We start from the raw sequence: 24,129 nt of genomic DNA, 5'->3' as shown, positions 1-24,129 counted from the left end.
CTTTTTTTTATATAGTTTTTTTTACGCTTCTTTTTTCTTTTTTGCTAAGAATCCATGAACAAATGGAATTGTAAATAGAACAATGATTGCTGCAGCAGCAACATTTGCATTAAAGCCAGCTAGTAATCCAATAGGAACACCAACAGCAACAAAGTCTGCATCACCAAATGTTGTATTAGCGAAACCTAAGTCACCTAACACAGGCATTAATAATAATGGTAAGAATGTTAATAATAAGCCATTAACAAATGATCCGATCACAGCACCACGACGTCCACCAGTAGCATTAGCGAATACACCTGCAGTTGCTCCAACGAAGAAATGAGGAACGACACCCGGTAAAATAACGTTGTCTGCGTTCATAGCAATAAGAACAACCATACCAACGATACCACCTATAAATGATACCAAGAATCCGATCAACACTGCGTTTGGTGCAAACGGGAATACAACTGGACAGTCAAGAGCTGGTTTAGCATCTGGAACGATTTTTTCTGAGAATCCTTTAAATGCTGGAACGATTTCAGCAATAACCATACGTACACCTTGTAATACAATATAAACACCAGCAGCAAATGTGATTGACTGAATGATTGAGAATATAATAAAGTTTTGTGTGACACCTAATCCAGTTTCTACAAAAGCAGGACCAGCAACAAGTGTTACGACTAAATACATAATCAACATTGTTAATGCAATAGCAATTGATGAATCTCTAAGGAATGATAATCCTTTAGGGAACTTAGCTTCTTCAGTAGATTTTGAACCTTTACCTACTAATTGACCAATCTTAGCACTTACAAGATAAGTAACTGTACTAAAATGACCTAAAGCGATGTCATCGTTACCAGTAATTTTTCTCATTGTAGGTTGAGCGAGTGCTGGGAATAATGCCATAACAAGTCCTAAACCTAAACCACCAGCGATGTATACTAATACTTCGTTTAAACCTGCAACTCTTAATACAACCGCTATTAAAGCTGCCATAAATAACGTATGATGTCCTGTTAAGAAGATGTATTTAAGTCTAGAAAAACGTGCAATTAAAATATTTGCAGCCATACCAATAACCATGATACCTGCAGTCACTGTTGCATAATCGTTTAATGCAAGTGCTGTAATTGCTTCGTTATTAGGTACAACACCTGTTAACCCAAATGCTTCTTGAAATAAAGCTCCAAAGAAATCTAGTGAGCCAACAAGAACGCCAGCACCAGCACCTAAAATAACAAATCCTAAAATTCCTTTTAGAGTACCGCGAATGACTTCATCAGCTGTTTTTCTTTGTGCAAGTAAACCAACTAAGATGATGACACCAATTAATATTGCTGGGGTACCTAATAGGTCAGTAATAAATTGAATAATTCCTTCCATGTTTTTTTCTCCTTTTTATATTTTTTCGTTAAATAACTTTTTTTGCAGTTAGAACTTCTGTTAACTTAGTCTTAAGTTCATTCTTATCAAATAAGCTATTTAACGGCATAACCTCTCCAAAACGCTTGCAGTTTTCCTCTAAATCAGTACCGCAAATAATTAAATCTGCAACACCTGGATACGCGCTTCCTAAATCCATATGGTCGACTTCAATATCTTTAACTCCCAATTCTTTTAGTGCATTCTTGATATTAATTTCAACGATAAAGCTACTTCCAAATCCCATGCCACATATTGCAACAATTTTTCTCATAAATATCCTCCTATGATTTATTTGAATATTGATCAACTAAAGCTAGTACTTCTTCTTTTGAATCCATTTCAAGAAGTTTATCTGCTTCTTCCATGAGAAGTTCTGATAGTTGCCCGAGTGCAACAAGATGCGAATCAGGATCCGGAGCAGATAATGTTACTATAATTCTTGCATTTCTATCTTTTTCATCTGAAAAACTTACTGATTCCTTTAAAATCAACATCGACATGCCTAATTTAAGAGCTCCGTCAACTGGTCTAGCATGAGATATTGCAACATTAGGTGCAACCACAATGTAAGGACCTAATTTATCAACATTTTCAATGACTTTTTCGACATATTGTTCAGTAATATAGTTTTCATCAATTAAGACCTTAGCTCCTTTTCTTAATGCTTCTTGATAAGAGCTTGCTTTATCAGCAAATATAATGTGATCTTTTGTGATTAATTCATTTAACATACGTCCATCTTCCTTCTCTTTTATTATTCCCTTCGTGAAATATTGAGTACTTAAACTCTCTATTAGTTCAGATGCTTTTTCAAATACATCTGTGGTTAATAATGGTTTTAATTCATTAAGTAATGTTGTTTTAAACTTTTCATAACTTCCTTGTATTGAAGTACCTCCAAAAAGTTTTGATAGCAACAATCGATCATTATCTGTTAAAACAGGGTTTACAAATATTGTCTTATTCTTGTATTTTTTATTATCTAAAGGGATTGTTGTGATGATATAATCAACTTCATCAGCATATACCTTTATTTCATCTAAACTGACAGCATCAATAATTTCAATGTTTTCAGTAAGTGATTCCAGTTCAGAACTTAGCATCTTACTTGTAGCTACACCGTTTAGACATACAAGTAATAGTTTATAGGTCTTTAATGTCTGTTTTTCTCTTCTTATGTGTGCTCCAAAGTGCATTGCAATGTATGCAACATCATCATCTGATATTGGGGCTGATATCAATTGTTCAACTCTATTACAAGCAAATTTAGCAATTCGATATAACCCTTGATACTGTTCTTTGATATCTTCTTTCATATGGTTATCGTATAAAATACCATATTTATATCTAACGATACCGCTTTTAAAGTGATTATATAACCCTTCATAAAGTTGCTCTTCATCATCAAAATGAATAAACACATTTGCTCTAAATGTTTCAATTATAATTTGAGTCATTTGATGAATAAGTGTATCATCTTGTGAATCAAAATCATTATGTGCATGAACTCTAAGCCCCATGAGTTGTAAAGTAATATAATAGACCTCATCAATACTTACACTATTTTTAAAATGTTTTAATACAACGGGATACTCTGGACCACTCATAATGGTTTTTAAATCTTGATCAAGGAATGGTATCTTTTCTAAATCATTTTTAACAATGACAGAAACCACTTTCGCCAAAATATCTTTCGTTTCATCAACGTATGTAACACCTAAATCTTTTTCTACACGTTTGAGTAAATCTAAACATGTGCTAAAGAATTCAAGATCATATATACCTAAACTATTAATCTTTATTAAATAGTTATAACTAGAAATGATATATAGTACAACACTCCTAATCTTTAGCGGTTCTCCGTTGATGACGTATCCTTGATTTTGATCATATATAAGTTCTAGATTGAAACTGCTTAACTCATTTCTTAATTCTCTAATATCATTAATCACTGTATTTCTACTTACATTAAAGAGTTCTTCGAAATCAGTAATACCAATAGGACCCTTATTTGTTAAAATAAATAATATCTGATAAGCAATTCTTTCTTTTTGATTGTACACATACTTATTTGATAGTTCTTGGTGAAGCTCTTTTTTTAAAAACTGTCTTGCTGATTCTGACATTTTAACACCAACGTTGCGTTGGTTATTAAGAGGATCAATATTCAGTTTTTCAAAATGATAGTTGATCTTGTTGATTGAATAGTAAATACTACGTCTTGAAACACCGATGAGTTTAGCTAAATCCTCAACAGATAACGTTTGGTAAGATCTTGATATTAAGTTCAAGAGGTAATAATCTTTATAATCTAACATAGTAACACCTCTATATTACAAAGTATAATACATAATTTCGAAAAAATTAAGCCCAAATATTTGCACAAACTTTGAACATCTTACTATAATGCTTTAAAAAGGTGACTCATAACTTAGTAAATCAAACTCGTCTTCATTCTTAAGTTTGACACTCATGGATTTGATTTCTTTTTGGTCATCTTTTTTATATCGATTGTCTTTAATATCTAGAAAAAATCTTGTCGTTTGTTTGATATGTTGTTTTCTTTTGATAAGAATATCTTGTGTTTTAAATGTGTAATTTGGTTGATCCATTTTTTGATCGTAAATCATTGATCCGTAAAAATCATCATTAATATATCTCGTATGAATCGGTATTTTTACTAAAGTCCATAATTCGTTTTCTTCTTTTAGCACATAACTCCCCGGAGATAAAGCGTTACTTTTTGTCTGTGTTATATCAACAAGCATGTGACCTTGTTTGATATCGTCTAGAAGATCAGATATTGTTTTTTGAGTAGCTTTATCGATATGCTTATATATTTTCTTCCATGTCTTATAAATTCTATAATCGTCATTTTCTTTAAAAATCCAAGAAAAAAACAAGAATTTTAGTTTTGCACCATGAAAAGAAGTTTGATTATTTAATATGGGTTCAGCGTTTCTTATATTTCTAGTGTTAATGAGTTCTATAACCTTTTTAAGTACTTTATTATGTTTAAGTATTTCATATGCAGGATATTCTGGGATGTCACCTGCTAATAGTGCATTGTCTGTTGTTTTTAAGTAGTCGCTTAATAATTTTTTTTCTTTTTGGTACTTGATAAAATCTACATAGAAGATGCGGCTTCCAAACCCTATGAGCAACAGCATCACAACTATAGTGGCCACCGAACTAAAAGAGCTCAAAGAAAATGGCCATAATATAATGAGTAAAAACATTCCGAGTATTATAGAAATTAGTCCTAGGATCATTTGGCTACCTCCGCTTTATTATAACTTTAGCATAAACTGTGATAAATGTCTTAAGTTTTAGCTAACAAAGAGTTTCATCAATGACATGCAAGAAAATAGATTTGTCACCATTCATGTGCTAAGAGTTGTGGATATATTTGTGATGCCCCATATATACATATAAATTATTTCGTCTATGTTAAAATAGACTTGTATAAACCATAGGAGGTAGTTATTATGTATGAAGCAGCAAAAGACAGATATGAAAAAATGAGTTATCGTCGAGTTGGTGAAAGTGGTTTAAAATTGCCATTATTGTCACTAGGATTTTGGTTGAATTTCGGTCATGAAAAACCTTTTGAAGAGGTTAAAAAAATTGTTTTAACTGCATTTAATCACGGTATAACACATTTTGATTTAGCAAATAATTACGGAAGACCTGGTGGTAGTGCTGAAAGCAATCTAGGTAAGATCTTAAAAGATGAGCTAAAAGCTTATAGGGATCAGCTCATTATTTCGACTAAAGCAGGTTATGGTATGTGGGAAGGCCCTTATGGAGATTTTGGTTCCCGTAAATATTTAATGGCATCTATTGATCAGTCATTAGAAAGACTTGGTCTTGATTATGTGGATATCTTCTATCATCATCGTCCAGATTATGATACACCTTTAGAAGAAACGATGAAAGCATTAGCTGATATTGTGATGATGGGTAAAGCGTTATATGTTGGTATCTCTAGTTATCCTGCAGATCGTGCAAAAGAAGCAAAAAAGATTTTAGCATCTTATGGTGTGAGACTACTCATTCATCAACCAAGTTTTAGTATGTTGAATCGTTGGATTCAAACGGATGGTTTAGCGGATGCTATGGTTGAAGAAGGTGTTGGCATCATCCCCTTTAGCATCCTTCAACAGGGATTACTAACTGAAAAATATTTAAAAGAAATCCCAAAAGATTCACGTATGGGTAGTGAAGCAACCTGGTGGTTTAAACCTTCTGAGTTAACTGATGAAGTTAAAGCTAAACTTCTTCAATTAAAGGCAATTGCTGAAAAAAGAGATCAAACGCTGGCACAAATGGCAATCGCTTGGACTTTAGCTCAAAAAGGTATTTCGTCTGTTTTAATTGGAGTATCTAGACTTAGTCAGCTTGAATCTAATTTAAAAACACTTGAAAATTTAGAGTTCACAGATGCTGAACTATCTCAAATAGAAGAAATTTTAAATAACTAAAACTATTTCAGTAACAAGAAAAAAAGAAGCTTAGTAGAATAAACTTACTAAACTTCTTTTATTTTCATTTAACTCTCATGCACCTTGTGGCAATGTGGACAAATAATGTCGCCTTGCTCATTAATTCTAGTGATATTTCTATAATACATTAGGGACTCTACTTGTTTTTCATAATACCAAGTATCACCGTGTTCAAAATCCGATTTCTTAATCACATGTTTTTTTAAATGTGCAATATCTGTATAGAAAAATGGTTTCTTTGTCTCTTCACAAAGAGCTTTTTTAATTTGTGTCATACAACTATCGCATTGATACAAGTTCTGATGTGGTTCTTTTCGAAGTTTTCCTCCACAAAATGGACAAACGTCTCTTTTGGTATCTGCATAAATCATACCCTTAAGAATAATTTGTTGAATCCTTCTAAAAGAGTCTATATCTTCAATACTAATAAGGACATCTTTTCTTTGTAAGTAGTCCTCCTCAAATTGATTGACTGCTATGACTTCATCGACTCCGTAGTCTTTTTTATAGCTATGAATCTTTTTATGATCATAATCGTTTCCAACTAAGATGATTTTATATACTTTTTCTTTAGTGAAATGCAGGATTGTTTCTTTTTTGTTGTTGCTAAAAATATCTAGTTTCCACCCTTTATAAGTAAATGTAACATCTAACGAACTTAGATTGATCTTGAAATTGGGATCAATTTCGAAATTGAAATGTCCTGCTGAAAAAATAGTCAGTATTTGAACATACGATAAAAAATGATGTCTCATATTTTCAAAATCAAGGGTTATATCCTTTTCTTTGATTTGGACTTGATTGCCTAGTAAATATTTATAAGTTTTATAGACTCTTTGATAATCTTTCTGCATGAGAAAAATATTCGTCTTTTTAAGTGGTAAGTGTCGATTTCTTCTTAGGTTCTTCTTATAGACGGGTTTATATAATCTTGGATTTATCGTTTGACTGATATGCGCTAATTCTTTAAGTAACTCTTTTGATAAATTGAAATAACGACTGAAATCTCTAATATAACCTGTATGTAGTTTACCTAAAGCAAGAAAGTAATTAACATGGTTTACTTTTTCTAGTAAATTAAACTTCATGATATTACTTGCATATAATAAACTATTTAAGGTTCTTCTATTCTTTTTAATCAGTGCTAAAACATCATCAATATAATTACAAAAGACAATATTCTCATAAATACTATAATCATCTTCATAGATTCTTGTCAGTAATTTTCTTGGTTTTACACCTCTTTTGGAGATGTTTTCCACATATTGACTATGATTTGCTAAATGAAGCAAAGTATTTTGATTGATGATGCGCGTATTTTCAACAGGAAGAACATCATCTGTATCTTTTAAGACAATAATCGGTTTATTAAAAATTCTTTTAATCGCTGATAATGATTTTCTGATATACTCAATCATTTCACTTAGTTTTTCAAAATCAAAATCTGGTTCAATGGAAAACAATGTCATATCGTGTACGACATAATAGTCAAACTCTATATAAGAAACAACTTGGTGTTTTTTTATAAATCTGTCAATGCCTTCTAATAAAGACGCAAATCTTTGATACTCCTCGATTTTAATTTGAGGAAAATGTTTTTCTGCTTTATTCATTGTCAAGACGTCTAATAAACTCACTGCATAAGTTTAAGTTCAATTTATCGAATGCCATCTCAAGTTGTTCTTTATCATCGATAGTTTTAACTTCTAACTTAGCTACAACCTTACTTAATAAGATCTTTTCGATGGCTTCGTTTTCGACATCTTCATTAGGGAAACATGCTTTATAAATGTTAACGAAATCTTCTATTTGTTTTAAGATGCGATTCCCAAATGAAATATTATAAGGCGCTAACAAAACTTCAACTTGTTTAATGATTTCATTGTTTTCTGCATCAAAGTCTCCTGAATCTTTCGCCTTTAAAAAGAGGTCATTCATGGTTTTATAATCAAAAAATCTTCTAGAAATTGGATTTGCATAATTACGCACTTTAGGTGCACGTTTCGTGAAATTCATTGTATGCGCACGGTCATATACTTTATCTGATATAACAAATGTAGATTCATCGCGGTTTGCTGTACCAATAAACCATATGTTTGGTGGTACTTTGAGTGTATTTCCATGATCTAGTGCTCTATACTCAATCTCCTCGTCATCTTCTTTTCTATTTAGTCTGATGTTGATGAGCTTAAGTTCTCTTTGATCTTCTTCGTTCTCCATAAGTGAAAGAAAATCTGAGAAATAATACTCTATTCTTGATAAGTTCATTTCATCAAGAAGTATAATTGTAAAAATATCTTGATTAAGTGCTGCTTTATATAAAGCCAAAGTGAATTTTTTCGGTGTGTATTTCATCGAAAACTCATTATAATACCCTAAAAGTTCATTTTTGTCTTTCCATGAAGATTCAACTTCGATAATATCGATATTTCCATAAATAGCTTCTGAAAATATTTTAGGTAAACTTGTTTTACCTGTACCAGACATACCTTGTAAAATGGAAAGTTTGCTTGCGCCCATACCAGCAACAAATGTCGCAATATCCTCTGGTGTATACGAAAGATGTAATCTTGAATTTCTGGCGTATTCAACAACAAAATTAATTAGATCATTTAATGATGGTTCTTTTGTTTTATATCCTAAACGTTTGTCTAAATCTTCTTTAAATACTGCTTTTCTTGAATCTAGATCTGTGAATGCTGGACATGGATCAAAATTTTTTAATTGCTCATCATCATAAGCATCTGCAGGTACTGATTCGCTGCTTATCTCGTTTGCATCATTTGAAGGCGCGAGTGTAGCTTCTAATGTATTAAGCTCTTCATAATCAAATACTTTTCTCATAAACATGATGATTAATACGATGACAGATCCAATTAAGGCATAAATTGCATCTGTACTAATCTGATATTCGTAGACAAGAGCTTCTTGTAGATTGATTCCATATATAGAGAATATTTCAATTAAAATACTTTGATTGATCTCTTTAGCGATTTGGAAATAAAAACCTGATACAGCAATAATAAATACAAAGAAAACATTAAGCACTGTTGCTAGGATAACTATCTTACTAAACTGTTTATGCTTTGAAAGGTAACTTGATATGCTTACTACAAATGTAATGCCAACCGTCATTAGCATAGCAACCAATAAGAAAGCTACTATTCGATAACCAGGGTCTAAAACTGCATAATCTCTAAGAATATCTAAACCAGATAGTCGAACTGAGTTTGTATAAGTTCCATAAGTTATTTCAATTTTTATGATATATAAAAACAACATTGCAGTAGAAATAAGTGTTAATAAAATCACATAGGCTAGCGGTTCAATTCTTGGATATTTGCTGTTTTTTTCCTCAGTTTTAAGTTCCGAAAATGCATTATATTTTCCTCTAAAGATTGCATAAGCAAATATAACAACACTCATTAAAATCATCGGAATAAACGCTGGTGTGCTAGCCACTTCATTATTTAGCGTGTAGTATGTGCTCATCGATAATCCTGTAATGAAAAATATAATTGTTGTGATAAAAATAAAATTTATAAATGATTTTGATTCAGTTATAAACTTTGATTTATCAAAAAAGTAATAGGTTAAACATCTAGATAAATATAAAAAGATACTTAAAAAGACGACAAAGTTATAAAAGAAAAAGATGATGACATCAAGACTTAAATCGCTTGTAAATAAAACAGAAGCTAAAATTGCACGATATGGATTTACTGCGCCCAATGTATAAAGCGGAATGAAAAATGTTGATAATGCAACGGCTATTGCAACAAAGTCAACAATCAAAACAGCGAGCGGTATTTTTGTTTGATTTAATAAAATCTCTTTTTCGGTTTTTTCACTCACTTGGTTTTCTAGAAGTATCTTTTTCCTAAAAATCAGAAGAACAAATATACCCGCCATAATGATTAAATTAAATATGATTAATATGATTGCGAAGATCGGTAAAACATTATAGCTTGATTGATAAACAATAAGTCCTAAATTATATCCAAGAAAATATAAAACCCCTGAAACAAATCCCCAATTGGTTTTTTTTAAAAAACTGAAACCTGATAAAAGTAATGGAATGAATGAAATATAAAATACAAGCATAAAAACAAAAGAAAAGATGTTAACGTAGCGACCTGTTGATAGATTGTTTGCTAAAGACATCACTGTTTCATCTTCATAAGGTGACTTTAGTTTTAAGTTCATTACCGAAAGATTTATAAAAAACACTAAGAGTAACAGACCTATTGCTACAGCGCCTGTGAACCATGATTTTTTTAATAAGGATTTCATATTACTTTTCTCCATTTCTATTTAATGATTGTTATTACAATTATATCACGACTTTACAGTATGGTGATGTTATATCCTATAGTCTTTGTTTTACTTGATTATAATCATATTTCAAACATTTTTTGATAAAATGAGGTAGAGGTGATTTACATTGAAAGAATTTATAAAAAACTTATGTACAAGATATGATTTGCATGATATAGATTTGTTAGTCATTAAAAATAATCAGGTCATCGTTGAAATGCTTTACTCAAATCCAAATATAGCTATAAACCCTTTAAAAAGAGATGATTTATATAGGATTGCATCGATTTCTAAGATATTTGTAGGGATAGCAATCATGCAGTTAAAAGAACAAAATAAGCTTTCCTTAGATGATAATATTGAAAAATACATTGAGTTTAGTCTTAGAAATCCAAACTTTCCTAACGATATCATCACAATCAAGCATTTATTAACACATACTTCAAGTTTATTAGATACTGAAACTAATTTTGTTCCATACCCACAACATTCTAAAGAACTATTTAAAGCTGAGGGTAAGTATTATAATGAAAAAATGTTCTCCAAATTTAAACCTGGAGAAACATTTATCTATTACAATACCGGATTTCATTTACTTGCGATGATCATTGAAGTTGTGAGTCAAATGCGTTTCGATAGATACATGAAGACTTATATATTAGGACCCTTATCTATGGATGGTTCTTTCAATGCAACTGATGAAGATACAATTAGTCATATTAGACCTTTATTTCGCAAGATAAATGGTGTTTGGGTACCACAATGTGATCAAGATATTAAAATTCATAACTACGATCTATATGAACTTGGAAGCAACGGCAGTTTATTCAGTCCTCAAGGCGGTTTGAGATCTAATGCTAAAGAACTAAGTAAGCTTATGCTCGATCTTTTGAGTTCAAATTCTGTTTTATTGACAAATAAAAGCTTAAACGAAATGTATCAAACACATTATTTAGATCAACATAGAATGCTGTTAGATAAAAACGGGTTTTATCGTCATAGTGGCCTAGTATTTAATATCATCAATAACCAATGCGTGAATAAACCACTGAAAAAGATGAACTATACTTTAGTTGGTCACTGTGGACTGGCATATGGGTTTCATGGCATGTTTTTCTTTGATAAAGAAAACCAAAACGGATTCATTTTTAATATCACTGGGGAAGGAAAACAAATGTCATCATATAAAGGGCATTACTCTCAATATTTCTCTTTTCAAGAGGAGTTGTTAACTTATATTGATGAACATATATTTTCTCATCAGTCTTAATCAGTCTCTACAGGATATCCAGCTTCTACCCACGCCGAATAGTTACCTTCTAATCGATAGACATTTTCAAATCCCGCTTCAATAAGCTTGTTCGCACCCGCTATTGATACACTATCAACATGACAATACACTAAATATATCAAATCTTTATCTAGATTTAAAATTGCATCATCAAGAGACCCGTCACCTAGATAATAATTGATTGCACCTGGAATATGTCCTTGACTATAATATGGTGATACATCGATGATTATTAGATTAGGTGTGCTATCTATAAGTTCTTTTGCTTCTGCAGGTGATAGATCTATATAAGTTGTTTGCTGATCTCTATCACATGCAAATAAAAAAACCGATAATGAAATTATAAATACTAGTGTGCTTAGTATTTTTTTCATAAGTTTTCTCCTTTTTTTTAATATTACTTCATAAAGTGCTCCCAATCAAACTAAATGCACGCATCGGCTTATATTTTCAAGGATAAAACTATGATTCACTATAGATAAACTGTATACAATAATGAAAAAAACTCCTGAATTCTCAGGAATTTTTTTACTATAGTTTCTTAATTTTCTCTACATCTTGTTTTGATAAATTGAAATCAAAAATATCAATATTCTCAAGTTGATGCATTTGACTATGTGATTTTGGGATGACCACTAATCCTTCATGCACTTGATAATTTAGAACAATTTGACTCCAAGTTTTTTGGTACGATTTAGCTATTTCTTTTAAGACATCCTTGGTCTGATCATCCAACTTCGCAAATGATTGATATGCCTCTGGAATAATATCGTTTGCTTTACAAAAATCGATTAATTCCTGTTGGTGTTTTCCTGGATAGGATTGAAACTGATTAAGTACTGGCTTTATGTTTGCATGTTTTATTAAATATGATAATTGATTTTCATTAAAATTTGAGACGCCGATTGATTTGATAAACCCTTGATCAACATATGTTTCTAATACTTTCCACACACTTAAGTTATCTTCATTTTTTTCAAGCGGAAAGTGTATGAGATATAGATCAATATATTCTAAATCTAAAGCTTTAAGTGATTGATCGACGTGATGTCTTATTTTATCCTCAGTTTCAACATATTCTTTGTCTGTTGGAATTTTTGATGTGATAAAAAAATCACTTCTATCGATATTAGATTCTTTAACAGCTTTACCGATAACTGCTTCATTACGATAATAAATAGCTGTGTCTATTAATCGATAACCAAGTTCGATCGCTGATCGTAACTCTTTTGTATCATAAGTGATTTTCCCATGAAAACTGTTGTTTTCTTTTCCAAACGTATTTGTCCCAGTACCTAACGCAGGTATACTTAGTCCATTATTCATTGTGAAGTATTTCATATAAACACATCCTTTTCTTAAATTCATTATAACAGTTATACTTTTCATTTCATAGGTTTATACATGGATAGATATCAAGAAAAAACCTTCTTATCTGAAAGAAGGGATCTTTAAACTTATTGACATATATATAATTACATCAGTGTTTTTAACATTGTGTGATTTTTAAATCCTTTAGGAAAATCATCAACTGTCATAACAATCTTATATCCTAACTTATGATAGAAATCAGGAGCTTGAAAAGACCCAGTTCCTAAATAGGCTATTTTTGCATGATGCTTAACTGCTTCTTTTTCTATCATATCCATTAATCTAGAGGCTATTTGCTTATATCTATGTGCTTTATCCACATATAATGCGTCAATACTAAGCGTATGATTTTGAATGGACCCTAGGACACCACCAACACATACATCGTTATCCAGACATACAAAAGAAAGGTCTTTTGATTGCCCCATATATTCATATAATTTAGTATCAAACTCTTTTCCTTGTTCAATGAGTTGCTTGTGATACGGATTTACCTCTTTAGTAGATACGATGGTGAGATGATCTTGTTTTATTGATAATTGCTTCTTATGTTTGTTAATGAGTGTTATTCTTTTCTTCTCATAAGGAATATGTTCTATTGTTTCATGGATTTCATATCCTGCACTTAAAAAATCCTCTATTAAAAATGGCGTAGATGATGAAATCATCGACCCAATGGCTTGATGACCAAACTCTTTATGTGCTTCGTTTAAAAGTGTATATAGTTGATCTCTTGTTTGATAAAAAAACGTATTAAAATGAATCCAATCCCATCCAATATTTGCATGAAGTCCTGCAACCATCTTTTCAAAATCAAATAAATAGATGTAAACATGGCTTCTTTCTTCATTTTTCGTTCGTTCTAAATTATACTTGGCCAACTCTTGATCAATAGTTTCTTGATAGGTTCGAAGTTGATCTTCTTTAAATATATACGACATTTACTCTTACTCCTAACGCACGACATTACATATCCAAAATCAACAAACTATTCTTGATTGGAGATAACTATATTATTTTCACTTAACAACTGTCTGATCTTAAAAAAATATGATCAGATCAATTATCCTTTTACATATACTGTCTTCTTTAACGCTATAACAATTTCTTCTTCTCCATAAACACCTAAAATTTCACGAAATCCCACTTTTGTCCAAAACTTGAGCCCTAGAGTATTTTTAGTTTTGACGCCTAGAGCAAGTGTAGGGTATGATTCACTCAAGAACATAGATTCAATCATCTTAACTACTTCTGATCCATGACCATAACCGGATAATGTTTGATCAATCACAAAAATGCTAATCCAGAGATAGTCTTTTCTAGGATATCCGTGATAGCAATCAAAATAACCAATCAATTGATCCTGAAAAAAATGGAATACAGTTGATAATTATCTTTACTTGCGCCTTCTAATGGAGGCAAATCCCCTTTATTGATACACATGGAAAAATAGTCGCTTGGTTCTTGCTCGATGTTGATAAATGGATTATTTTCCCATGAGTGATAAATGTCAACTAATCTAGGAATATCTGCTGTTTTTGTTGGTCGAATTTGATAATCATCTTTCATATTTAATCTCTTTCTTAAAACGAACAATGTATTTAACCTTATCATGAGTAAGCATTATGTGCTCGTTTGCAATCGTTATAATCATTTTATCATCTATTTACTGAAATTCTAATCTATTTATGCATTTTTTATGGGGTGATTCTTTTCTTTGAGTTTGCAGTGTCTGATGTTTAATTTAAGTAACCGTGAAGTGATAACTATAACTCTTTTCATAGTCCGTACAATCATCGAGATCAAAGCCACATTTTTCTAGTACTTTTTGTGAACCTATGTTCGTTGATAATACGCGAGTTGCAGTGATTCGATCAACCTGATTGGTCTTTTCAGTCCACTCAATCATCGACATAAGAGCTTGATAACTGTAATTTTGTCTTCTATAATAGGGTGCAATATAGTATCCTACTTCAACTGATCTATTTTTTAAACCTTTATAGCCTATAAGACCCACTGCTTCATCATTCTGATTGATAACGAGATGATAGGTATACCACTTGACATCCAGGTGATTGAAATCTGTCATTTTTTGGATTTTTTTATATATGGCTTGCATAGTAACATCATCTAAAACAAAGCGATTAAATGATATATTGGGCAGCAATAGTGATTTTGAGATGAGTGAAACTAACTCATCTTTTGATAAAACGTATAAACTGATTGGATACATATGTGATTTAATTTTTTTGTTCATATTGAGTCCACACTTTTCTCATTTTTTTTGTTTTGAGTAACTATATCGCTTCTATATTACATTCTACTCTATTGATCTTTACAAAACAATATGGTAAAAAATGCTAAGGAAATTCATTGATCAGGATATGTACTTATCTTATCTTCGGTAACCATAAGTTATATTTGATTAAGCGGATCTCTTTGGATTTCATTTGAACCTACATAAGTTTCGTAAACCTAAAAAACCTTCTCAATTTTGAGAAAAGCGTTTCATGGCATTACTCGTGATCTATGAACATTTCATTAGCTATAGTAATTCTTTTATTCAAGCTTACGTTAAAATGTCGTTTTTTTAAGCTTATTTTCTCGCATTTATTATTTTATCTTTAAATATTTTATGTGCTACTAATAATAAATCGATTAGAGTTATATACCCTATTGCATACAATAAAAAATTGTCGTTTTTCTCAATTCTATACCACCACTCTGAACTAAATGATGAATACCCTCTAATAAAATCATAAGAACTTTGATATAACCATATAATGACAATCCAAATAAAACACGATGCTACTGTGAAGATATGATAAAATCGATGTTTGCTTTTTATAATGAAAAGGTAGATACCGAACAAAATAACAAGAAAAAGAGAGCCGAGTAATGACCAAGAAAAAAGTGGATACAGAAAATCTAAATTTCCAAGCGCATCTTCTAAAACATATGCCTCTACATCAATAATCATGTACATTCTCCATATGAGATCATAAAATATAAATATCAGGATTCCTATATATGCTTTTGAAAATTTTACAATCATTATAGTAATTGCAGAAAATACTATCAAATTAGTAACTATCCAAAAAGGTAATGGTGGCGTTATTCCAAGCAAGATAGATGATATCAAAGTTACCCCAATTATGATACTAAAATATAGGTTGTTTTTAACTAGGGTTATTACTTTTCTCCATATTTGTCTTACTTTATATTTAAGTATTGAAAACTTACTAATATTCCCAGCCATTAAATCATTCATTTGAATGTGATAGATATCAGATAGTTTCTCAAGAACATAAATATCCGGATTTGTTCGGTTATTTTCCCAAGAACTAATCGTTTTAGACGATACAAATAGTTGATTGGCTAAATCTTGTTGTGTTAATTTATGTTCTGCTCTAATTCTTTTTATGACTTCACTAATCATTCATTTTCCCCTTATCGCTAATAAATTAATTCTATTATATCAAATCTGACTGTATATGCTTTACTTTTTTATATCTACATTATGTAGACTACGCTTTTATAAAGTGATTTAATAAACTTATATATGTTTATACCAATCTCTACAAATCATGTATGCGACATAAAATACTCATATTAATAAAAATCCATTCTAATCCTAATGAATAACTATTGAAAACACTTATGTACAAATAAATTTAAACTTTCTTTTAGAACAATCTGCATTTTTGATATTATTTAAGAAATAGGCTCATTCATATAGAATAAGCCTTAACTATCAATTTTGGTGACAATATGGTGTTCATGCAATATCAATGCATACATAGACAAAAAATTGTGAAACATGATTAATACCGTACTCTTTTTTTTCTCTTATAAGTATAAGTTTAGGCATTTATATCGTCTCTTTTTTACTATAATAACATCTCATTTTCGAAGCAAATTATATTTTTGTTCTTCGCCTTTTATCAATCATGTGTTGTCAACTGATCTTCTATTTTTAATTCCCTTATAAGTTATATATAAAACCGGTATGGCATAGATACTCAATATCCAGTAAAGTTTAGAAATTAAGTTTAAAACATGTGTAAATGCAACCGGTATAGTGCCTCCCATAGCAAGTACAGCTATAGAAAATATAACTATATATATCATAAATTTTGTCATAGCTACTAACGATTTAAATAAAGATTTGGTATAACTAAATTTGCTTTTCTCAAACTGCTTTTCTTTCTCACTCTCTTTAAAGTTCAATCGCACTACAATATTTAATATCGCAATTATAAGAAAAAATATACTTATAATCAATTGTGACTTAGCAATCAATGCATGTTGATTTATTCTTGTTTCTGTTAACCTTACTAAATCAATACCTCCTCGTTCATACAATTTCATTTGTAAATTGTTATCTTTAAAAAATATAAAATCATCAAATGTCCAGTCTTGGTTTAAAATCCTATTAATATTATTACTAGAAGTGTAAATATATACCATTTTTTCGTTTTGTTCATCTACGATTCCTGAAACCAGATACTCAATACCATTTATTTCAACTGACTCTCCTACACTATCGATTTGATCAAATAAAGCAAGAGAAATTGATTCCGACAATACAACTTCATTGTCGTTCAAGAAAGGATTTCCATATAAAAAATCGAAATCATAAAAATCAAATATAGACATATAGTAGTCCTGAGCAGACATACCTAGATCAAAAATATCACGATCACTAAATACAATAGCGTATCTGAGGTCGTTAATTGATACCGAATCCCTCTGTACTTTGATTTCATACTCAAAAATGATGTTTTGATTATGTGTTGCAACACTATTATCATAAGAATATTGAGTTATGTGCCCTACATTTTCACTGAATGTATAGCCATTGGATTCATAATAAGACAAGATTAACTTAGGAACTACTAGGTAAGTAGCAGCAAAAATAATTAAAAGTACAAAACTTTTAACTATATTAATTACTTTTTTTTAGTTTGTTGTTTTTTATGTTGTACGTCGCTCATATTTCCCCCTTAAATATGCACTGCTTATTTAAATACATTGTAGCATAAAATATAATGATATTAATTTCGTTTTTTCAAGTTTTTCTTGTTTTTGAAAATTACATAAAACTTATGTTAAGATAAATAGGATATTTTGATAGAAATTAAAAAATTACCATAGACCTCGTTTATGTAGAAAGAATTTTACTTATGCTGACATAAGTTTTGTATATATCTTCAAGTTTAATCAAACCTCTCTTATTAACAATCCTTAAACTAATTAAAATGTTATATAATTCTCGAAACACTTATGAACATCAATAAAAAAAACCTTCTCACTGGTGAGAAGGGCATATCATAATGAGATTGGTGACCCGTACAGGGTTCATTTTTTTTAAACAGTCTTCGGTGGAGTGACCATACATTTTAATACTATTTTCCGAGATTTACTAATATCTCATGAAATCTATTTGTTGCCAATATACTTGGTTCACCTTTTTTGCAAAAAGATAATTTGGAAAGTTTTGAGACATTACGTTCAACAATAATCTGTCCATCAACCATTTTTGATTCAAGTGCTTTTAAGGCCTCAAGAAAACGATAATCTTTTTTTGCCTTATTATAAAACGATAGAACATAGACATACATAAAGATATTGTAATTACTAAAAGGATATTCTATCTGCATAAATAGTGTACCTATACCGTAGTGACATGGGCCAATTGGTCTTCTTATTGTCCAATGTTCAAGTAGAAACTCTACTGCCTTATCTAGTGCCGGTTCATTGTTTAAATAATCACTAAATCGAAAGGCATCAAGAACGGTAAGTGTCGGAAAAGGGTTAGAGTATTCTGTTTCTGGTCCTCTACCATAACTAAACTTATTACATCTCCATCCTCCATCTGGATGCTGGATATCAAGTAAATGCTGAAAAGTTTTTTGGATCCTTTGATCAAAAGCATAACCTAAATGACAAAGTGTCCTAGCTACATGAGCAGTTTGACATGGATAAACGGTTCCTGTGGGATATACCTTAAACTGGCCACTTTTTTGCCAAGTCTTAAAAATTAAATTGGCTGTTTCAATTAACAAATCTCCTTTAGGATCAACGCCTAATTCAAGCAATAGATGAGCGCTTCCAATTGTAGAATATGGCGATCCTTTGAGTATACGTTGGTCTGGAGTGGTCCATAAATCTCCACCATGATCATATCTGTGAGATATAATCTCTTTTATATCCGATAAGTATCGATTTTCGGTTTCCATATAATATCACCTCGTTTTGCTAACACAATATTCAATCTTGCATTCTTCGTGAATATTTTATCACATTTGATTCGTTGGAGATTTTTACAAAAGAATGAATACCACGTCTATAGAACCAAAAAACAAGCATTGCTATAACTCATATCAACATAAGTTGGATTTTTCAACATATTTTTGAGACTTAATATTATCTTCCTTTTTCAGGTTCCAAATTTGCTTATGTTGTCATAAGTTTTGCAAAAACAGGAGTTGTCTCTCAAAATTTCCGATAGATGGTAATAATTGACTATTTGATGAACTGTGAAAACTGCTTCAGGTGCCGAAAGCGTCATTAGAGTTTCAATCTATAACTCTTTATAAAAACAAAAAAAGTCCCCATTTTGCTATGAAATGAAGACACTGAAAGCGATGGTGACTCGTAGTGGTTCACGATTTTTCCCGAGAAAATTTTTTCACCTTATTATTGACTACTTATTCAAACTAATCAGCTTTCTTAATTGCTCCAACAAGGGAGGTAGATCTTCTTTAATAGTATCATAAACAATATTCATGTTGATTTGATCATAATCATGTACTATACGATTTCTAAATCCATACATCTCATGCCAAGGAACATCAACTTGAGTGTCTTTTAAAATTAATGAGATTCTATGCTTAGATATCTCACCTATTTGAGCTAAGTTGAATACGACTGCATCAACAACTAGTTGGTTATGTGTGAAGTCATCTAGTGATTCAATTGATTTTACATAATCAAGTATATTTTCAATATGTGCGACGATTCTCTTAAGTGCCTTAGTATCTCTATCGTTCATAAAGTGTGATACCCTTCATAACATTTTTATAAATTTCAGAGTTATGAACAATTTGAGATAAATGGATGAGATCTACTGATTTAACGAGTGCATTATTCGCGTCCTCAAGCAAGCCAAAGAATTTTATACCTTTTATGTTTCCATCGACTACTAAATCAATATCACTTAGTGGCTCTTGTTTACCTTTAGCATATGATCCATATAAAATAATCTTGCTTATATCATATTTAATTGTTAACGGTAATAAGGCATCTTTGATTTGATTGACTTCATAAATGCCTTTTGTCTCGGTAATAATACCATATTGATTTTTGGGATATTGTTTTAAATAACTATATACCATTTTTTCAACCCATGGACTGGGTGTGCGTTTACCACTTTCCCAATTTTCTATCGTTCTTAGTGGTATATCAGTGATTTCACTCAAATCTTTTTGAGTTAACCCATATTCTGCTCTAGCTTCTTTAATCATTAAATCCATACTTATTCACCTCAACCAAATTATACCACTCATTGGGTGGTTTGTAAAGATTAAGGTTAGAGAAAATCTGTTAGTTCTCCACCAGGTAGACATATGAGTTCTTGATTAAGTACCCAATTTTCAAATCGCATTGAGTCAGCAATGATTTGGAGAATCATATGGTTTTCGAATACGATTTTTAAATCATTAAACTCACTAATTTTAATGTATTTAATGACTGCTCCAACAAGATAATCTTTTATATCTTCAGTTTTTTTAAACTCTGACTTTGTCATAACCATTTTATGATGCTCAAATATACGCCATCCTCCTTCTAAAAGCATATATTTTATATCTTTGTCTTTTAGTAAGAATGTAATGTTTTGAAACTCATTTATTTCTGTAATTTTTGCGCCTTTAAATCGATTCAAGTATTTCTTTATATGACTATCCATTTTATCCCCTCTAACTTTTGTCACTATTTTATTATTAATTATATCACGACTCATGCATCTATTAAAAATAGTAAATTTTTAGTTCTTCATTTCTATATTTGAAATCTTTATTTCAAGTGTATATTTACAATTACACATAATTGTAATGTCTTGTAATGGTTATAATAAAACCAATAAAAAAAGCCCTTCTCACGGGTGAGAAGAGCATTTCATAACATTATTGGTGACCCGTAGGGGTTCACGTTTTTTTCAGTGACTAACAGAAAGTAAAGATTTGAATATCTTTATTTCATGTATAGTTTTGGTAACCGAATACATTTTTGGATCCTTTGATAATCCATAAATTTACTTCTAGACCATTTAAAAGAATGACGCAATTACTAGAATAAGCACAACAGAAAACAGTAGTTTACTTTTAGCAGATCCCAATCAAATACCAGTACTAGACAACAAAGCAAGTATTCCTTTTACTACAAACCATGCTATGTGTTTAGCAAAAAGTACTTCAAATAAATCAATCCCAGAAGTCTTTAAGGAGGTTAATGTTGTATTTAAAGCCGCAGAACCAAACATAAATAGAACTACAACTATGAATAATCCAGCTAAAACTTCATTTTTACTTATATACTTCATACATTCACCTCCTAACTTTACTAAACTGTGATTTTTAAATCCTTTGCATGTTCATAAGAAATTTCTTCAAATAGAACTGCATTAGTCCATGCACTTTCTTGGTGAGATATATCAGTTATCTTTTTAGCGTTTGTATCTTTAAAGTACGAATAGATTGCCTCAATTATTTTTTTCTCGAAATCATTTAAGTGCCATTTAGCAGGTTTTTTAACTATTTCTATTTGTGTTCGATCATCATCAGTTTTATAAAAACTAATGTAAGGATTTTTACTATATTTCAATAACGAGTGGTTGGGAACAGGACCAAAATGAAGTTTTAAATACTTAGAGCCGGTTATGCCTTTTCCAAACTTAAGATAATGATTGAAATCAGCATAAAAAAGCAATTTATTTAACTTTGTTTCAGTCATCTTCTCGTTGTTTTTTTCCGCTTCTTCAATAACTAGATAGGTCAGCTCAAAAAACTTATCTTGACTGTACTTTACTTTACCAGTTGTGTTGCCTTTTAGTTTTAAGTAGTCTTCAATGATCTTTTTTCCATCTTCACTTATTAGTAACTTATTTTGTTCGTATTTCTCTTCAAGAAACTTCTTATTAGATATTTTACTAATTGCTTGTGCGTTATTTTTACTTGGTAATGATCCTAATTCATATCTAGAGATGGTTATTTCACCAAAACCTAACAGTCTTGAGAAGTCTCTTTGATTCAAACCAATAGTTTTTCTTATGCTAATCATTTCATCAACAGTAAGCAATTGATGATCTAGTCGATATGCGTTAAAAAAAGCTTGTTGTGTTTGATCACTAATCTCAGGAATATAGACCTCCTCATCGCAAACAGCACAATGTGCAACCTTAGCATTTAATGTATATGTGTTTTCCTTAACTTTTCTAGTCAAATCCTCTTGTTTAATAAAATAGTGTTGCTTTTGCTCACATTTTGAACAATATGCTTTCTTATCCATTTGATTTTTTCCTCCTATTTTTTTAGTGGATATTCCATTTTATATTTTGCTCTGTGAAAACTCATGATAAACAAATCATCTCGCTTTCTAAAAGTCAGTTTAATATAAAGTTCTATCTCCTCATACAATCCTCCAAATACAAATATATCTTGTTCTTCATATAAATGATCTGGTTCTGGTCCTGATACATAGCACTCATATGTTAAGTTCTTAATGATATCCAGTGCTGTTTTGTAAGAAATACCTAGATATGTCAGGTTCTCCATATCCCGTCTTTCAAATGTATACTCATCTTTTTCTATATATAATCTTACTTTTTCTAGATACGCTTCAATCAAAACGATGATGTTGGTCATGAAATCCCCCCTCATATATTATATTATATCATTCATTGATAACTTATGTCAAATTTATTATCTTTTGATAATTTTTAGTAGATTAATTTATACAAAAAAATACCTAAATAATTAGGTGTTCTTATATTATTATTTATAACTATGATACAAATATTTTATTGTTTTACTTGATCTATGCGGAAACTATTTTTCCTTTATACTGTTTGAGTATCTTATTTAAGTCCTTTACTCTCATACCTGCAAAAGTGAATGTGTTTGTTATACCAATATCTTTACATTTTTTTATATATATAAGTGATGAATTACAGCTGTAGTCTATTGCACTTTCTAAATTGAAGACAACTTCACAACCCTTAACCCTATCGTTTATGTAGTAAATTTCTTTTATATCAGAGTATCTAATTGTTTTTTTCTTCGTGATAAATTTGATTTGAATCATTTGATCATCATATTGAACTCTATTAATTAGCAACAATAAGGATACACTTGTAAAGAACAATGACACGAATAATAGTTTCCAAACTTCAGGATCTTTGAAGGCAATACCAAGTACTATAGCAAAAGTTGTTACAATGATTGAAAGAATATTCATAAATCTAAATAATGCACTGTGTGCATATATTGTTCTCATAATTCTCCTTATATTATCTATCCTATTTTTATTATATTATAACATGTAATCTGTTTATATTTAATACTTAGAATTTCATTTCACTGGAATTTCTTGTTTACTATCAAGAACTCCATGAAGCTCCAGAGTTATGTAATTTATTTATACTTTTTACTATTTTAGTTGTTATTACAAATGAGTTAAAACCACATAAAATACACACGTTATAGAAATCAGTTAAAACTTATATCAATATAAGTTGGTTTTCTTGATGTGTTTTTTAAATCATTACAGGACTTCTTTCTTGTGGATTAAAAACCGCTTATGTCATTACAAATTATGGGGATTGTTAAACCTTTGATAAAATCTGATCAAAAAATGAAAACCTCTACAAAAATTACTGCTTAATAAATTAAAATTCACCTAATAATGTCTATAAAAAAAAGCCCTTCTCACGGGTGAGAAGAGCATTTCATAACATTATTGGTGACCCGTACGGGATTCGAACCCGTGAGTGCATGCGTGAAAGGCATGTGAGTTAACCGTTTCTCCAACGGGCCAAATAACGATGGCGGAGCAGGAGGGATTTGAACCCTCGCACCAGTCTCCTGGTCTACACCCTTAGCAGGGGCGCCTCTTCAGCCACTTGAGTACTACTCCAACCGTTATGTTTACGCGTTTTCGCGCTTATAT

At 30.7% G+C, this 24,129-nt stretch carries 24 protein-coding genes and 2 tRNA genes; 2 read left to right on the top strand and 24 right to left on the bottom strand.

Annotated features, from left to right (window positions below):
* Positions 1-21: 21 nt before the first annotated feature.
* The 4 genes from BK011_00465 to BK011_00450 form a co-directional block, all read right to left on the bottom strand.
* Positions 22-1,374, bottom strand: coding sequence for a PTS ascorbate transporter subunit IIC (locus tag BK011_00465; protein AUD64237.1), 1,353 nt, complete (start codon positions 1,372-1,374; stop codon positions 22-24).
* A gap of 28 nt (positions 1,375-1,402) precedes the next feature.
* The gene (locus tag BK011_00460; GenBank protein AUD64236.1) at positions 1,403-1,687 is read right to left on the bottom strand and encodes a PTS lactose transporter subunit IIB; all 285 of its coding nucleotides are present in this window, start codon (positions 1,685-1,687) and stop codon (positions 1,403-1,405) included.
* 10 nt (positions 1,688-1,697) lie between these two features.
* Entirely contained in the window at positions 1,698-3,734 is a 2,037-nt protein-coding gene (locus tag BK011_00455) for a hypothetical protein (GenBank protein AUD64235.1), read from the bottom strand.
* Positions 3,735-3,827: 93 nt separating this feature from the next.
* The gene (locus tag BK011_00450) at positions 3,828-4,586 is read right to left on the bottom strand and encodes a hypothetical protein (GenBank protein AUD64234.1); all 759 of its coding nucleotides are present in this window, start codon (positions 4,584-4,586) and stop codon (positions 3,828-3,830) included.
* A 315-nt stretch (positions 4,587-4,901) separates the two neighbouring features.
* Here BK011_00450 and BK011_00445 point away from each other — a divergent pair, with 315 nt between their 5' ends.
* On the top strand, positions 4,902-5,900 hold the full coding sequence (locus BK011_00445) for an L-glyceraldehyde 3-phosphate reductase (protein ID AUD64233.1): 999 nt from the start codon (positions 4,902-4,904) through the stop codon (positions 5,898-5,900).
* A gap of 68 nt (positions 5,901-5,968) precedes the next feature.
* Here the strand turns inward: BK011_00445 and BK011_00440 are convergent, their stop codons facing one another.
* Together BK011_00440 and BK011_00435 are read right to left on the bottom strand one after the other, a co-directional pair.
* A complete protein-coding gene (locus BK011_00440) occupies positions 5,969-7,534 on the bottom strand; it encodes a hypothetical protein (protein AUD64232.1) in 1,566 nt (521 codons plus the stop codon).
* Positions 7,527-10,214: a hypothetical protein gene (locus BK011_00435; protein ID AUD64231.1), complete on the bottom strand. Its 2,688-nt coding sequence runs from the start codon at positions 10,212-10,214 to the stop codon at positions 7,527-7,529. Before BK011_00435 ends, BK011_00440 begins: the two co-directional genes overlap by 8 nt.
* 151 nt (positions 10,215-10,365) lie before the next feature.
* Between BK011_00435 and BK011_00430 the strand changes: the two genes are divergently transcribed.
* On the top strand, positions 10,366-11,508 hold the full coding sequence (locus tag BK011_00430) for a hypothetical protein (protein ID AUD64230.1): 1,143 nt from the start codon (positions 10,366-10,368) through the stop codon (positions 11,506-11,508).
* Here BK011_00430 and BK011_00425 read toward each other — a convergent pair.
* From BK011_00425 to BK011_00340, 18 genes are all read right to left on the bottom strand, one after another.
* A complete protein-coding gene (locus tag BK011_00425; protein AUD64229.1) occupies positions 11,505-11,903 on the bottom strand; it encodes a hypothetical protein in 399 nt (132 codons plus the stop codon). The two genes, BK011_00430 and BK011_00425, sit on opposite strands and share 4 nt — an antisense overlap.
* A gap of 157 nt (positions 11,904-12,060) precedes the next feature.
* Positions 12,061-12,870 carry an aldo/keto reductase gene (locus BK011_00420; GenBank protein ID AUD64228.1) on the bottom strand — a complete coding sequence of 270 codons (810 nt, stop codon included), beginning with the start codon at positions 12,868-12,870 and terminating at the stop codon, positions 12,061-12,063.
* A 134-nt stretch (positions 12,871-13,004) separates the two neighbouring features.
* Complete coding sequence (locus BK011_00415) at positions 13,005-13,841, bottom strand: hypothetical protein (protein AUD64227.1); 837 nt, start codon at positions 13,839-13,841, stop codon at positions 13,005-13,007.
* Positions 13,842-13,963: 122 nt separating this feature from the next.
* On the bottom strand, positions 13,964-14,257 hold the full coding sequence (locus BK011_00410; GenBank protein ID AUD64226.1) for a hypothetical protein: 294 nt from the start codon (positions 14,255-14,257) through the stop codon (positions 13,964-13,966).
* Positions 14,254-14,469: a hypothetical protein gene (locus tag BK011_00405; protein ID AUD64225.1), complete on the bottom strand. Its 216-nt coding sequence runs from the start codon at positions 14,467-14,469 to the stop codon at positions 14,254-14,256. Before BK011_00405 ends, BK011_00410 begins: the two co-directional genes overlap by 4 nt.
* A 175-nt stretch (positions 14,470-14,644) precedes the next feature.
* Positions 14,645-15,157: a hypothetical protein gene (locus tag BK011_00400; protein AUD64224.1), complete on the bottom strand. Its 513-nt coding sequence runs from the start codon at positions 15,155-15,157 to the stop codon at positions 14,645-14,647.
* Positions 15,158-15,496: 339 nt separating this feature from the next.
* Positions 15,497-16,339, bottom strand: coding sequence for a hypothetical protein (locus BK011_00395; GenBank protein ID AUD64223.1), 843 nt, complete (start codon positions 16,337-16,339; stop codon positions 15,497-15,499).
* Positions 16,340-16,848: 509 nt separating this feature from the next.
* Complete coding sequence (locus tag BK011_00390) at positions 16,849-17,781, bottom strand: hypothetical protein (GenBank protein ID AUD64222.1); 933 nt, start codon at positions 17,779-17,781, stop codon at positions 16,849-16,851.
* 527 nt (positions 17,782-18,308) lie between these two features.
* Positions 18,309-19,142 carry a prenyltransferase gene (locus BK011_00385; GenBank protein ID AUD64221.1) on the bottom strand — a complete coding sequence of 278 codons (834 nt, stop codon included), beginning with the start codon at positions 19,140-19,142 and terminating at the stop codon, positions 18,309-18,311.
* Positions 19,143-19,609: 467 nt separating this feature from the next.
* Positions 19,610-19,957, bottom strand: a complete 348-nt coding sequence (locus BK011_00380) for a hypothetical protein (GenBank protein AUD64220.1) — start codon at positions 19,955-19,957, stop codon at positions 19,610-19,612.
* Complete coding sequence (locus BK011_00375) at positions 19,947-20,234, bottom strand: hypothetical protein (GenBank protein ID AUD66098.1); 288 nt, start codon at positions 20,232-20,234, stop codon at positions 19,947-19,949. The genes BK011_00380 and BK011_00375 overlap by 11 nt, the downstream gene beginning before the upstream one ends.
* Before the next feature lie 260 nt (positions 20,235-20,494).
* On the bottom strand, positions 20,495-20,872 hold the full coding sequence (locus tag BK011_00370) for a hypothetical protein (GenBank protein AUD64219.1): 378 nt from the start codon (positions 20,870-20,872) through the stop codon (positions 20,495-20,497).
* 429 nt (positions 20,873-21,301) lie between these two features.
* Positions 21,302-21,505 carry a hypothetical protein gene (locus BK011_00365; protein ID AUD64218.1) on the bottom strand — a complete coding sequence of 68 codons (204 nt, stop codon included), beginning with the start codon at positions 21,503-21,505 and terminating at the stop codon, positions 21,302-21,304.
* Between the two features lie 20 nt (positions 21,506-21,525).
* A complete protein-coding gene (locus tag BK011_00360; GenBank protein AUD64217.1) occupies positions 21,526-22,470 on the bottom strand; it encodes a hypothetical protein in 945 nt (314 codons plus the stop codon).
* Positions 22,471-22,484: 14 nt separating this feature from the next.
* Positions 22,485-22,826, bottom strand: a complete 342-nt coding sequence (locus BK011_00355; GenBank protein AUD64216.1) for a hypothetical protein — start codon at positions 22,824-22,826, stop codon at positions 22,485-22,487.
* A 172-nt stretch (positions 22,827-22,998) separates the two neighbouring features.
* The gene (locus tag BK011_00350) at positions 22,999-23,457 is read right to left on the bottom strand and encodes a hypothetical protein (protein AUD64215.1); all 459 of its coding nucleotides are present in this window, start codon (positions 23,455-23,457) and stop codon (positions 22,999-23,001) included.
* A 463-nt stretch (positions 23,458-23,920) separates the two neighbouring features.
* Positions 23,921-23,996: transfer RNA gene (locus BK011_00345), tRNA-Glu, on the bottom strand.
* A gap of 9 nt (positions 23,997-24,005) precedes the next feature.
* Positions 24,006-24,096: transfer RNA gene (locus tag BK011_00340), tRNA-Ser, on the bottom strand.
* Positions 24,097-24,129 lie beyond the last annotated feature (33 nt).

The organism is Tenericutes bacterium MZ-XQ (assembly GCA_002838205.1).
Classification (GTDB): domain Bacteria; phylum Bacillota_I; class Bacilli_A; order Acholeplasmatales; family Acholeplasmataceae; genus Mariniplasma.
Note: the sequence above shows the minus strand (reverse complement) of the source record. Positions and strands in the feature narration are given on the sequence as shown.